The 12,474-nt window shown below is 67.9% G+C and carries 14 protein-coding genes and 1 tRNA gene; 2 read left to right on the top strand and 13 right to left on the bottom strand.

The window, feature by feature from the left end:
* Window positions 1-47 precede the first annotated feature (47 nt).
* The 9 genes from BLU08_RS01720 to BLU08_RS01685 form a co-directional block, all read right to left on the bottom strand.
* Window positions 48-689 carry a tetratricopeptide repeat protein gene (locus BLU08_RS01720; RefSeq protein ID WP_090194461.1) on the bottom strand — a complete coding sequence of 214 codons (642 nt, stop codon included), beginning with the start codon at window positions 687-689 and terminating at the stop codon, window positions 48-50.
* Complete coding sequence (locus tag BLU08_RS01715) at window positions 686-1,072, bottom strand: cytochrome c-type biogenesis protein (RefSeq protein WP_090200875.1); 387 nt, start codon at window positions 1,070-1,072, stop codon at window positions 686-688. Before BLU08_RS01715 ends, BLU08_RS01720 begins: the two co-directional genes overlap by 4 nt.
* A 38-nt stretch (window positions 1,073-1,110) precedes the next feature.
* Entirely contained in the window at window positions 1,111-1,638 is a 528-nt protein-coding gene (locus tag BLU08_RS01710) for a DsbE family thiol:disulfide interchange protein (protein WP_090194458.1), read from the bottom strand.
* A complete protein-coding gene (locus BLU08_RS01705; protein WP_090194455.1) occupies window positions 1,635-3,641 on the bottom strand; it encodes a heme lyase CcmF/NrfE family subunit in 2,007 nt (668 codons plus the stop codon). The genes BLU08_RS01710 and BLU08_RS01705 overlap by 4 nt, the downstream gene beginning before the upstream one ends.
* A 15-nt stretch (window positions 3,642-3,656) precedes the next feature.
* The gene (ccmE, locus tag BLU08_RS01700; RefSeq protein ID WP_090194454.1) at window positions 3,657-4,151 is read right to left on the bottom strand and encodes a cytochrome c maturation protein CcmE; all 495 of its coding nucleotides are present in this window, start codon (window positions 4,149-4,151) and stop codon (window positions 3,657-3,659) included.
* Window positions 4,148-4,291 (bottom strand): heme exporter protein CcmD, encoded by a 144-nt coding sequence (gene ccmD / locus BLU08_RS15035; RefSeq protein ID WP_369816813.1) that lies wholly within the window; start codon window positions 4,289-4,291, stop codon window positions 4,148-4,150. Before ccmD ends, ccmE begins: the two co-directional genes overlap by 4 nt.
* Window positions 4,288-5,055 (bottom strand): heme ABC transporter permease CcmC, encoded by a 768-nt coding sequence (gene ccmC, locus BLU08_RS01695; protein WP_090194451.1) that lies wholly within the window; start codon window positions 5,053-5,055, stop codon window positions 4,288-4,290. The genes ccmD and ccmC overlap by 4 nt, the downstream gene beginning before the upstream one ends.
* Before the next feature lie 179 nt (window positions 5,056-5,234).
* Window positions 5,235-6,302: a Glu/Leu/Phe/Val dehydrogenase gene (locus BLU08_RS01690; protein WP_090194449.1), complete on the bottom strand. Its 1,068-nt coding sequence runs from the start codon at window positions 6,300-6,302 to the stop codon at window positions 5,235-5,237.
* Between the two features lie 71 nt (window positions 6,303-6,373).
* Window positions 6,374-6,450 (bottom strand) — tRNA-His (locus BLU08_RS01685).
* Between the two features lie 221 nt (window positions 6,451-6,671).
* Here BLU08_RS01685 and BLU08_RS01680 point away from each other — a divergent pair.
* Both BLU08_RS01680 and BLU08_RS01675 read left to right on the top strand, forming a co-directional pair.
* Window positions 6,672-7,319 (top strand): 2OG-Fe(II) oxygenase, encoded by a 648-nt coding sequence (locus tag BLU08_RS01680; RefSeq protein WP_090194447.1) that lies wholly within the window; start codon window positions 6,672-6,674, stop codon window positions 7,317-7,319.
* A gap of 126 nt (window positions 7,320-7,445) precedes the next feature.
* Window positions 7,446-7,763: a TraR/DksA family transcriptional regulator gene (locus tag BLU08_RS01675; RefSeq protein ID WP_090194444.1), complete on the top strand. Its 318-nt coding sequence runs from the start codon at window positions 7,446-7,448 to the stop codon at window positions 7,761-7,763.
* A gap of 132 nt (window positions 7,764-7,895) precedes the next feature.
* On the opposite strand, the gene rpmE is transcribed toward BLU08_RS01675, so the two are convergent.
* From rpmE to bamA, 4 genes are all read right to left on the bottom strand, one after another.
* A complete protein-coding gene (rpmE, locus tag BLU08_RS01670) occupies window positions 7,896-8,120 on the bottom strand; it encodes a 50S ribosomal protein L31 (RefSeq protein WP_090194440.1) in 225 nt (74 codons plus the stop codon).
* 223 nt (window positions 8,121-8,343) lie between these two features.
* Window positions 8,344-8,841, bottom strand: a complete 498-nt coding sequence (gene fabZ, locus BLU08_RS01665) for a 3-hydroxyacyl-ACP dehydratase FabZ (protein WP_090194436.1) — start codon at window positions 8,839-8,841, stop codon at window positions 8,344-8,346.
* A 37-nt stretch (window positions 8,842-8,878) separates the two neighbouring features.
* Window positions 8,879-9,583 (bottom strand): OmpH family outer membrane protein, encoded by a 705-nt coding sequence (locus tag BLU08_RS01660; protein ID WP_090194433.1) that lies wholly within the window; start codon window positions 9,581-9,583, stop codon window positions 8,879-8,881.
* Window positions 9,583-12,276, bottom strand: coding sequence for an outer membrane protein assembly factor BamA (bamA, locus tag BLU08_RS01655; protein ID WP_090200873.1), 2,694 nt, complete (start codon window positions 12,274-12,276; stop codon window positions 9,583-9,585). The genes BLU08_RS01660 and bamA overlap by 1 nt, the downstream gene beginning before the upstream one ends.
* Window positions 12,277-12,474 lie beyond the last annotated feature (198 nt).

Raw genomic sequence — 12,474 nt, 5'->3', positions numbered from 1 at the left:
TAGCACCGCCTTTTCGCGCCTGCAACACGGCCTGGCCCGGCGCGCGCCTAGCGCAGCATGGGGGCATTGGCGATCATCCGGTCGAGTTCGGCGATCCGCGCGGTCAGTTCGGGCACCCAGGGCGCGTCCTCGGGCGAACGTTCGACGAGCCCCGCCCAGGTGTCGCGCGCGGCGCGGACCTGCCCCGACTGGAGATAGGAAAAGCCGAGGAAGTAATCCGCCGCCGGGCTTGCCGGGTCGATTTCGCGGGCCTTGCCATAGGCATAGGCCGCCGCCGGGGTGACCTGCCCGTCGGCATGGCCCGTCAGCGCCATGCCCAGGGCAAGCCAGCCTTCGAGATGGCCGGGATTGTCGGCCAGGCCCTGCCGCAGCAGCCCGGCCGCCTCGTCGAACCGGCCCTTGCGCGCGAAGCCGTCGGACAGGACGAGGTAATCGGGCTTGGGCCTCACGGGATCGAACAGGGCGCGGCGCGCCTCGACCATGTCCTCGCCGCCTCGGGTTTCGGCGGCGACCTTTTCCTTGGGCGCGGCGGGTTGGCCGGGCGAACCCTGCAGGCCATAGCCCGCAAGGCCGAACAGCAGCGCCGCGCCGAACACCATGTAGCCTCCCTGCGGCAGGCGCAGCAGGAACGCGGCGAGCGCGAAGGCCGCAAACGCGAGCGCGAGCACGCCGAGCCAGCCGCCGATCATGCGAGTTCCTCCTCACCGTCCCGCCGCCGCCCGAGCCGGCGAAGCAGCACGCCGCCGACGATCGCCAGCAGCACCACGGGAATGGCGAAAAGCGGCCAGGTCGTGCTCGAAACATCGGGCGCATAGCTGACGTAGTCGCCATAGCGTTCCACCAGCCAGCCGCGGATTTCCTCCGGCTCCTCGCCCGCGAGCAGGCGGCTGCGGACCTGGTGGCGCATGTCGCCCGCCATCGGCGCGTCGGAATCGGCGATCGACTGCGACTGGCACTTGAGACAGCGCAGGGTGAGCATGAGCTCGCGCGCCTCGGCCTCGAGCGCCGGATCCTCGAGCTGGGTATAGGCATAGGGCGCAGGCGGCATGGCCTGCTGCGCGCTCGCCGCCATCGGGACCAGCAGGACGATCAGGAGGGCGAGAAGCCGGGTCACGATGCCTTCTCCAGTTCCTCGAGCAGCACGGCGATGTCGTTTTCGCGGATATCGCCGATATGCTGGTATCGGATCACGCCCTCGCCATCGATCACGAAGGTTTCGGGCACGCCCGAGGAACCGATCTCCAGCTGCACCTCGGAAATCTCGTCCGCGCCGACGCGGGCATAGGGATTGCCATAGCGTTCGAGGAAATTCGCCACGTCCTCCGGCCGGTCCCGGATCGCGATGCCGACGATGTCGACGCCCTGCGCCGCCAGAGCCTCCAGTTGCGGGGCCTCGGCGATGCAGGGCACGCACCAGCTTGCCCAGATGTTGAGCAGCTTGGCCTCGCCGGTGCGGAAATCGGCGCTCGACGCCCCGGCAAGGCCAGGCGCCGCGGGATCGAGCGCGAAGTCCGGCAGGGGCTTGCCGATCATGGTGCTCTTGACGAATTCGTCCTTGGGCTGGGTCAGCTGGAAGGCGAACAGCCCGGCCAGGAAAAGGAACAGCGCCAGCGGAACGACATAAGCGAGGCGCTTCATTCGGCCGGCTCCGGTGCATTGCGACCCTCGCCCAGCGCGCGCAGCCCCTCGCGCCGCTCCTCGCCGAGGCGGGTCGCGGTGCGGCGGCGCAGGTCGACCTCGACCCGCCCGGCAATGGCGAGGACGCCGCCCAGCGCGATCAGCAGGCCGCCATACCAGATGAAGGTGACGAAAGGCTTCCACCACAGCCGCAGCTGCCAGCGCGGATTGCCTGCCGCATCGACACCCGCCTCGTCGCCGATCACGGCATAGAGCTGCCCGTCCCAGCGGGTGACGAGCGCGCTTTCGCTGGTAGCCTGCGGAGGCGACCAGAAATTGCGTGCCTGCGGGGCGATCATGACGGGTTCGCCCCCGTCGCGGCTGACGGCAAGGCGCGCCTCGATCGCGGTCCAGTTGGGCCCGGCCACCGGATCGACGCTTTCGAGCGTCACGTCGAAGCCGTCGAGCTCGACCGTCTGCCCGGCCGAGACGGCGGCGAGACGTTCCTCGGTAAAGGCGCTTTCGCAGGCCATGCCGAACAGGGCGACCGCGACGCCGAAATGGGCGAACACCATGCCCCATACCGCGACCGGCACCCGCGCGAGCTTGCGGCCGCGCAGGGGCAGGAAGGCCGCGACGCCCAGCGCCACCGCGAGCGCCAGGCCGAGCACGGGAAGCAGCGGGTAGTCGCCGATGATCGCGACGAGCGCGACGACCGAGATCAGGATCGCCGCGATCAGCGACAGTTCGAACTGGATGCGCGCCGGCTTGTCGTCCTTCCAGCGCAGCAGCGGGCCGACCGCCATGACCAGGAACATCGGGATCGCGAAGATCGCGGAGGCCGGGTTGAAATAGGGCGGCCCGACGCTGACGCGCACGTCGAACGCCTCGGTCAGCAGCGGGTAGAGCGTGCCGAGGAGGACGATCGCGAGGATCGCGGACAGCATGACGTTGTTGAAGACGAGCGCGCCCTCGCGGCTGGTCGCGGTGAAACGCTTGCCCTCCGCGATCGAACCCGCCCGCCACGCGAACAGCCCCAGCGCCCCGCCGATATAGAGGCCGAGCAGGACGAGGATGAAGGTCCCGCGCTCCGGATCGACCGCGAAGGCATGGACGCTGGTGAGCACCCCGGACCGCACGAGGAAGGTGCCGAGCATCGACATCGAGAAGGCGAGCACGCCGAGCATGATCGTCCACGTCCGCAGCGCATCGCGCGCGGCCAGCACGCTGACCGAATGGAGCAGCGCCGTCGCGGCGAGCCACGGCATGAGCGAGGCGTTCTCGACCGGGTCCCAGAACCACCAGCCGCCCCAGCCGAGCTCGTAGTAGGCCCAATACGACCCCGCCGTGATGCCGAAGGTCAGGAACACCCAGGCCCCCAGCACCCAGGGCCGCATGACGCGCGCGAATTCGGGGGTCACCTGGCGCGTGATGAGCGCGCCCATGGCGAGGCTGAAGGCGACCGACAGGCCGACATAGCCGATATAGAGCGTCGGCGGATGGATCGCGAGCCCGATGTCCTGCAGCAGCGGGTTGAGCCCCGAACCTTCCATCGCGGGAACCGGCAGGCGCTCGAACGGGTTCGAGGACAGCAGCAGGAAGGCATAGAAACCGAGCGCGACGAAGCCCTGCACGGCAAGGGTCGCCGACATGGTCCGCATCGGCAGCCGCCGCTCGGCCCAGGCCAGCAGCCCGCCGGAAAGCGCCAGCACCGCGACCCAGAGCAGCATCGAGCCCTCGTGGTTCCCCCAGGTGCCCGTCAGCTTGTAGACGAACGGCTTTGCCGAATGCGAATTGGTCGCCACCAGCTTGATCGACAGGTCGGTCACCGCGAAGGCATAGAGCAGCAGGCCGAAGGCGAGCACCGCGAGCGCCGCCTGCACGATCGCGGCGGGGCGGGCATACATCGCCATCGCGCTCGCCTCGCCCTCGCCCCCGCGCAGCGCGAGCGCCCCCGACACCATCTGCAGGACGGCGAGCGCGGCGGCGAGCCAGAGGGCGGCAAGGCCGATTTCAGCGATCATGGTCGGGTGCGTTCCTCAAGAACTCGGTTCGATGCCGACGGTCGTTTCGGCGACGGTTTCCGCCTTCTGGTGCGCCTCGAGCCCTTCGAGCTCCCTCGGCACGTAATTCTCGTCGTGCTTGGCAAGCAGGTTGGTCGCGACAAAGGTCCCGTCAGCCTGCAGGCTCCCTTCGGCGACGACGCCTGAACCTTCCACGAACAGGTCGGGCAGGATGCCGGAATAGCGCACCGGAACCGTGCTCGCCGCGTTGCCGGTGACGATGAAGCGCACGCTCACACCGTCGGCCATCGTCTCGATCGAACCGGGCTGCACCATCCCGCCGAGCCGCACCGCCTGCCCGACCGCGGGCGGCGCCTCGGCGATCTGTTCGGGGAGATAGAAATAGTTCGCCTGGTTCCTGAGGCCCCAGCCTGCGAGCAGGCCCGCGCCGATGATCGCGACCAGCGCGATCACGACCAGCACCATGCGCTGGTGCTTGGCCTTGAGGCCGGTGGTGGTGGTGGTGTTCATCGCTTTCTCAACTCCTCGCGGCGCGCCTCGGCCCGGCGCATCGTGCGCCAGCTCCACGCGGTCAGCACGGCGAGCCCGCCGAGCCCGATCGCATAGGCCGCGATCACGAAATCCCAATGTTCCAGCGCTTCGCGCATCATGCTCCTCCCATGGCCGGTTCGCCCGCCCCGGCGGAGCGGGGCGCCTCGTCGTCGAGCGCTCGCCGCTTCAGCCGCGCCTCCACCTGCGCCTCGGCGATCATCGCGCGCATCCGCATCAGCACGATGGCGCCGAACAGCAGCGAGAAGCCGGCCACGGCGACGAGCAGCGGGGTGAGGAAGACAGGGTCGATCGCGCTCTGCCCCATGGTGATGCTGGGCGGCTGGTGCAGCGAATTCCACCACACGACGCTGCGGTTGATGATCGGAATGTTCACCGCGCCGACCAGGCCGAAGATCGCCGCGATCCTCGCCGAGCCGCCTTCGCGCGCCGTCGCCTGGACCAGCGCGATATAGCCCGCATAAAGGAACAGCAGCACCAGCATGCTCGTCAGCCTGCCGTCCCACACCCACCACGTGCCCCAGGTCGGGCGGCCCCAGATCGATCCGGTCGCAAGACAGATCGCGGTGAAGACCATGCCCGGCACCGCGATCGCTCGGGCCGAAATCCCCGCGAGCGGGTGCTTCCAGATCAGCAGCATGGCGGAGGAAAGGGCGATCCCCGCCCAGCCGCCCATGCCGAGCCAGGCCGCGGGGACATGGATGAACAGGATACGCACGCTCTCGCCCATCAGCCGGTCGGGCGGGACCATGAACAGGCCCCACGCCGTCGCACCCAGCGAAAGCACCAGCCCGCTCCAGAACAGGAGCGGCGTTAGCCACTTCGCGATGCCGAGGAAGCGTTTGGGGTTGGCGTAGATGTGCATGCAGTCCGATGATCCCTCGGATGGTAATAATGTCGCCCCGCCCCCTCGCAAGGCCGCAAAAGACGCAAGACCCCCTGCAGCAAAGGCGTCATTAGCACAAGATGAAGGTCAAGGCAGCCTTGGGGCAGCCTTCGGGAAGCAACCTTTGAACTTGCCCCGGGACGATCGCGCCCGGCCGGTCAGGCGCGCCCGATAAGCTGCTGCGCCATGCGGTCCGCGACGATGTCGGGCGATTCGCGGGTTTCATCGCTCTTGCGCCAGATCGCCTCGAGCCGCCCGGGAATCTGGTCGAGCAGCGCGTGGACTTCCTCGACCTTGCCCACGCGCCCGTCGCGGCGGGCGAGGTATTCGGTCCCGACCGACATGATCCCGCCCGCGTTGATGACGTAATCGGGCGCATAGAGGATGCCGCGCTCGAACAGGGCACGGCCATGCCCGGCGCGGGCAAGCTGGTTGTTCGCCCCGCCCGCGACGATTTGCGTGTCGAGCCTTGCGATGCTGTCCTCGTCGAGGATCGCACCCAGCGCGTTGGGGCTGAAGACGTCGCAGGGCGTCGTCATGATCGCGTCGGCGGGCACCGTCTCGGCGCCCAGTTCCGCGGCCAGCGCCTGCGCGCCCGCCGCGTCGATGTCGGCAAGCGTCAGCCGCGCGCCCGCCTGCGCCAGCAGCCGGGCGACCCCGCCGCCGACGCTGCCCGTGCCCTGCACCGCGACGTGCACGCCCGCGACGCTGTCCTTGCCCAGCTTGAAGCGCACCGCGGCCTCGATCCCCTTGGCGATGCCGATCGCGGTGAAGGGGCCGGGATCGCCGCCGGCCAGGCCCTCGCCGCGCACCGGCAGCCCGGTGACGTGCTCGGTCCGGCTGGCGACCGTGACCATGTCCGCTTCGGAAATGCCGACATCCTCGGCAGTCACGTACTGCCCGCAAAGCCCCTCGATCGCGGCGCCGAAGGCTTCGAGCATGGCGGGCGTCTTGGTGCGGTTCTCGTCCGCCAGGATCACCGCCTTGCCCCCGCCCAGCGGGAGGCCGGCCATGGCGTTCTTGTAGCTCATCCCGCGCGACAGGCGCAGCGCATCGCGCAGCGCCGCTGCGGGATCGGCGTAATGCCAGAACCGCGTGCCGCCCGCGCCGGGGCCGAGATGCGAGGAATGGACTGCGATGATCGCGGTCAGGCCCGATTTGCGGTCGTGGACGAAATGCACCATTTCATGGGCATCGAAATCGGGCTGGGTCCAGAACGCGGTCATACGCAATTGCCTTCAGCTTGCGCGCGGAAGGAGTGATCTTCGAGGAAGCCCCGATCGGGAAGGGAGGATGATGGGGCGATCGACGGGGTTCGAACCCGCGACCTCCGGTACCACAAACCGGCGCTCTAACCAGCTGAGCTACGATCGCCACATGCCCCGCCCCGACCCGGCCGGTTCGGGCCGCCGTCAAGTCCGCGCAAGGACGGGCGCTTTAAGCCGCATCCGCGCCCGGTCAAGAGCGGGGTGATCGGGCAGCGGCCTGTTGCACAAAGCCGCATCCAAGGGAAGCGAAAACTGCCCCGGACGTTGTTTCGCGCAAGATTATTACGCCCTTGTTTCGGTCCCTTCCGCACCTATCCTCTGGCGGACATGCAGACCAGCGCCGATTCTGTCCGCCCGGCCGAACTGGCCGCCCGCCTCGCCGCGCACCCGCGCGTCCAGCGCGTGCCGACCCCGAAGGCGGAGCTGTTCCAGCATCGCGATTTCCTCTCGCCCGACCTTCGCCGGGCGTTGATCGCGCTGATCGACCAGGACCGCCGCCCTTCGACCATCGCGGACGACAACGGCGATGCCTATTTCCGCACGAGCGAGACCTGCGATCTCGACCCTGCCGAGCCCGCGGTGCGCGAGCTCGAGGCGCTGCTGTTCGACCTAAACGGCATCGACCCGCGGTTCGGCGAACCGTGCCAGGGCCAGCGCTATGCCGTGGGGCAGGAATTCAAGGCGCACACCGACTATTTCACCCCCGGCGGGCCGGACTACGACAAGTTCTGCGCCGTCGCCGGGCAGCGCACCTGGACCTTCATGATCTACCTCAACCAGGTCGAAGCGGGCGGTGCGACCCGGTTCAGGGCGATCGGCAAGACCTTCCATCCCGAACCCGGCAAGCTCCTGTGCTGGAACAACGCGCGCAGCGACGGGCGGGTCAACCCGAACACGCTTCACCACGGGATGAAGGTTAGGAAGGGCGTCAAATACGTCATCACGAAATGGTACCGGGAACGGCCCTGGGGCTGAAACTCCCGCGAGGGCGCTGAAGGCATCGGCAGCAGCCAGCGGGCGCTTCGTCGCCAGGGACCGTGCGAAACGGCCCGCGATCGGTCATGAAGGCGCGGGATCCAGACCCATCCGAGGGGGACGAATATGAGCGACTATTCGAACATTGCCGAACAATTGCAGGCGCGCCTCGACCAGCTGCTCGAACGGGCCGAGGTGATCGAGGACGACTTGCGCCACCCGCTCGACGACGACCTGGAGGAACAGGCGATCGACCTCGCCGATGACGAGGCGCTCGAAGGCGTGGACGACGTGCTGCGCGCCGAGATCGCGCAGCTCCGGCTGGCGCTCCTCAGGATCGCGAACGGGACCTACGGGACCTGCTCGAACTGCGGGGCGCAGATCGACCCGCGGCGGCTGCAGGCGCGGCCGATCGCGACCCGCTGCATAAAGTGCGCGGCTTGAAAACGCACGAAAGGGCGGCTCCTTGCGGGGCCGCCCTTGATCGATGCCGGAGCTTTTCCGACCGGGATCCCGGCCTTCGCCGGGATAAGGCTGCGAGCAGGGACGCGCCCCGGGCGCGCCCGCACTCTCGCGTCACTTCTTGAGCGTGAGCCCGCCGAAACGCTTGTTGAAGGCAGCGACGCGGCCGCCTTCCTGGACCTGCTGGCGACCGCCGGTCCAGGCCGGGTGGGTCGTCGGGTCGATCTCGAGCGCGAGCACGTCGCCCTCGTTGCCCCAGGTCGAGCGGGTCTGGAATTCGGTGCCATCGGTCATCTTGACCGTGATCATGTGATAGTCGGGATGCCCTTCGGCCTTCATGTTCCGTGTCCTTGCTAGCACTGCCCCGGTTCCGACCGGGAACGCTGTTGCGGGGAAAGCGCGCCACATAACGCCGCCGGGCGAAAAAGCAACCTGAGATGTCGGAGCACAACCGCGAACGGTCGCAAAGCGACCGCAAGGGCGGAGCCGAAGTCGAAGACGCGGACGCCCCGAGGCGGAGCGGAGCGACCGGCACCGGGGAAAGAGCCGCGGACGCGGCTGCTCAATCAGACGGCGGGTCCGCGATCATCGCGGTGAATTCGGTCTCGCAGGTGGTCTTTCCCTCAACGCTGGCGCGACCCTTGAACTTGTAGATCGTGCGGCGCTGCTGGAGGAATTCGACCTCGAGATCGAGCAGGCAACCGGGGGTGACGGGGCTGCGGAACTTGGCCCCGTCGATTCCCATGAAGATCACGAGCTTGCCCGTGCCCGCCAGCTCCAGCGTCTCGATCCCGAGGATCGCCGCAGCCTGCGCGAGCGCTTCGATCTGGAGCACGCCGGGCATGATCGGGGCACCGGGGAAATGGCCCTGGAAGAATTCCTCGTTCATGCTCACGGCCTTCACCGCGTGGATGCGCTCGCCCAGGTGAAGCGCCTTCACCCGGTCGACCAGCAGCAGCGGGTAGCGGTGCGGCAGGGCCTTGAGGATGCGGTGGATGTCGTAATCCGTGATCGGTGCCGCCGCACCCCCCGCCCTGTCGCCGGTTCCGGTCTCGCTCATGCCCTGCCCTTGCCTGCTCGCATCGGTTCGCGCGGGCTCAACGGCCCTGCGGCACCGGCGGATTTTCCGTCTGCTGCTGCGGCTGCTGGCCCTGCTGGGCGGCCTGTTGCTGGCGCAGGAGCGAGATGACCTGGAGCGTCTGCTCGATCTCCTGGGTCAGCTGCACGCCCTGGCGCGACGGCTGGTAACCCTCCGGCGGGACCACGCCGACCGAGGGGACCTTGGCGTTGAGCGAGGTCACCACGTCCTGCGTGATGTCGGCCTCGGCCGAAGGCAGGGCCAGCGCACCGGGGTTGAGCACGACCTTGACCTGGTCGCGCTCCGCCACTTCGCGCAGCGCCGGGATGTATTGCTGCGCGATCTGTTCGACCACGAAGACGCGGGCGAGTTCGATTTCGTTCGACAGCCCGGCGAGTTCCTGGTCGAGCGTCTGCAGCGTCTGGAATTCGGGCGAGGATTCGACCGCGGCGTATTCGTTGTCGTCGATCTCGTTGTCGCCATCGGTGTCGAACTGCTTGAGGATCGACTGGCGCTGTTGCTGCTTGGCACGCAGCTGCTCGAGCTGGGCCGAATAGGTCGTCTCGATCTGCTGGAAGCCGCTCTGCAGCGCCTGCGAACCGATCATCGCGCGGGCGCGGTCGGCGGTCGCGATCGTGCCTTCGACCTGGGCGGCGACCGGAGTGGCGGGGAGCGCGCCGAGCGCGAGGCCGGCGGAGGCGAGGAGAATTGCAATCGGTTTCATCAGAACTGGGTTCCTACGTTGAACGTGAAGGTCTTGTCATCATCGCCCTCGACCTTGCGGATCGTCTGGGCGAAATCGATGCGGAACGGCCCGAACGGCGAGTTCCAGTTGACCCCGATCCCGGCGGTGACGCGCGGGCTGGGGGAATCCCCGAGGAAAACCTCGCGGATCGCGGAGTTGGGCCGGATCGCGGGATCATTGGGCGTCCCGTCCGGCTGGTCGGGTGAAAGCGTCAGATTGCCGTCGGGATCGATGAACAGCGGATTGCCGTCCCCGTCCTGCTGCTGGATGCCGTTGGGGTTGTCCTGAAGCACCGGCGGATCGAGACCCCACAGGGCACCGACATCGACCCAGACGGAGGGCCTGAGGCCAAGCTCGCGCGCGCCGGTGCCGAGCGGGATCTCGAGTTCGGCGCGGCCGAGGTAGTAATTGCGCCCGCCCAGCGCGTCGTCGCGGACCTGTCGGCGTGCGGTCACCGGCACGCGGTTGCCGTTTTCGTCGGTGACATAGGGCTGGGTCAGGATGCGCGGACCGACGCCGCGGATGTCGAACCCGCGGATCTGCGGCTCACCGAGGAAGAAGCGGTCGGTCAGCAGCACGTCGTCGACATTCGGCCCGCCGCGGTCCTGCAGCGGGATGATCGTGCCCCCTTCGGCGAGCAGCGAGAAGATGAAGCCGCTGTTGCCGACGTTCCAGAACTGCTGCGCCCGCCCGCGGAACCGGACATAGCGCACGTCGCCGCCGAGCCCGGCGAATTCGCCGGTCAGCGTGACCAACCGGCCGCGCGAGGGGCGGATGCGCGAATTGAGCGAATTGTAGTTGAGGCTGAGCCCCACGATCGAGCTCAACCGTTCGCCCAGCGAATCGCACAGGAAGCGCCCGGCGAGGAGCGGATCGCATTCGCGCACCCCGTCCCCGTCGATGTCCGAGAAGAACAGGTTCTCGTCGACCGTGACCTCGTCGTAGTTGAGCGTGTAGCTGCCGACCAGCGACATGTATTCCGTCAGCGGCACGCCGAGCCGCGCCGAAAAGCCCGTGGTCGCCTGTTCGAAGGTCGTGTTGCGATCCTGCCCGCGGAAGTTGAAGCTGTTGAAGTCGCGGCGGTAGATGTCGACCCCGGCCGAGATGTTGCGGTCGAACACGTAAGGCTCGGTGAAGCTCACCTGGGCCGACCGCGAAAACTGCGAATAGTTGACCGAAAGCCCGATCGTCTGCCCGCGCCCGCGGAAATTGCGCTGGCGGATCGAGGCGGCGAGGATGAACTGCTCGATCGAGGAGAAGCCCGCCGAAAACTGCAGTTCGCCGGTCGGCTGTTCCTCGACATTGGCTTCGAGCACGATCCGGTCGGGCGCGCTGCCTTCGACCTGGTTGACCTCGAAATTCTCCTGGAAATAGGCGAGCGAGTTGATGCGCGCGGTGGTGCGCTGCACGCCGAGCGAGTTGAACGCATCGCCTTCCGACAGGCGGAATTCGCGGCGGACCACCTTGTCCTGCGTCAGCGTGTTGCCGTTGACGTCGACCCGCTCGACATAGACGCGAGGTGCCTCGCGCAGGATGAAGGTGACGTTCATCTCCAGCTCGTCCTTGTCGCGGTCGAAGCGCGGCTGGACGTCGGCGAAGGCATAGCCGAACCGGCCGGCGAGTTCGGTCAGCTGTTCGACCGTGTCCTCGACCGACTTGGCGTTGTAGAAGTCGCCTTCCTGCATCGGCAGGCGCTGGCTCATCGCGTCGCTGTCGAAGTCGCGCAGCTGGCTTTCGACCTCGACATCGCCGAACCTGTAGCGCTCCCCTTCCTCGACCACGTAGGTGATGATGAAGTCTTCCTGGTCCGGCGTCAGCTCGGCGACGGCGGAGACGACGCGGAAATCGGCATAGCCTTCGGTGAGGTAGAACTGGCGCAGTTTCTGCTGGTCGAAGGCGAGCCGGTCGGGGTCGTAGCTGGTGTTCGAGGAGAAGAAGCGGAACCAGCGCGACTGCTTGGTCACCATCTCGCCGCGCAATTCGCCGTCGGAAAACTTCTCGTTGCCGATGATGTTGATCTGGCGGACCTTGGATTTCGGCCCTTCGCTGATCTCGAACACGACATCGACGCGGTTCTGCGGCAGCTGCACCATCTTCGGTTCGACCGTGGCGGCGAAGCGGCCCTGGCGCTTGTAGAGCTCGATGATGCGGGCAACGTCGGCGCGGACCTTGGAACGGGTGAAGATCTGGCGCGGCGCGAGCTTGATCTCGGGCAGGATCTTGTCCGCGTCGAGCCGGTCGTTGCCTTCCAGCACGATCCGGTTGATGACCGGGTTCTCCTCGACGGTGATGACGACGTTGCCATCATCATTGCGGATCGAGAAGTTCGAGAACAGCTCGGTCGCGCCGAGGTCCTTGAGCGCCTCGTCCGCCGCGACCGAGGTGTATTCCTGTCCGACGCGCAGGCGGATGTAGCTGAGGATCGTGGTCGGTTCGAGCCGCTCCGCCCCGGCGACGCTGATCGTGCGGATCACGTTGGCGCTGGGCGCCGGCGCGGGTTCCGGGCTCGGCGTCGGAGCGGGGGCCGGGGTCGGTGTCGGAGCGGGGGCCGGGGTCGGCGTCGGAGCGGGGGCCGGGGTCGGAGCGGGTGCCGGGGTCGGAGCGGGCGCCGGGGTCGGCTGCTCGCTGCCTTCGTCCTGCGCGCTCGCCTCGAAGGGGACGCCAGCCAGCATCGAACCGCAGGTCAGCGCGAGCACCAGCCGCCCGGTCGCGCCGAGCGACCTAGCGCGGCCCGGCTCGCCCGGGGCAGCCCGATTCGCATCGGGCCGGAAGCCCGTCTGGGTGGATCGTTCCATCAAGAGTGTAGTCCCGTCTAACCCGTTTCTATCGCGCATCCGCGGCGCCGGCGCGTCCGAACCAAGTCCGGGTCT

The sequence above is a fragment of the Erythrobacter sp. HL-111 genome (assembly GCF_900105095.1).
Classification (GTDB): domain Bacteria; phylum Pseudomonadota; class Alphaproteobacteria; order Sphingomonadales; family Sphingomonadaceae; genus Erythrobacter.
Note: the sequence above shows the minus strand (reverse complement) of the source record. Positions and strands in the feature narration are given on the sequence as shown.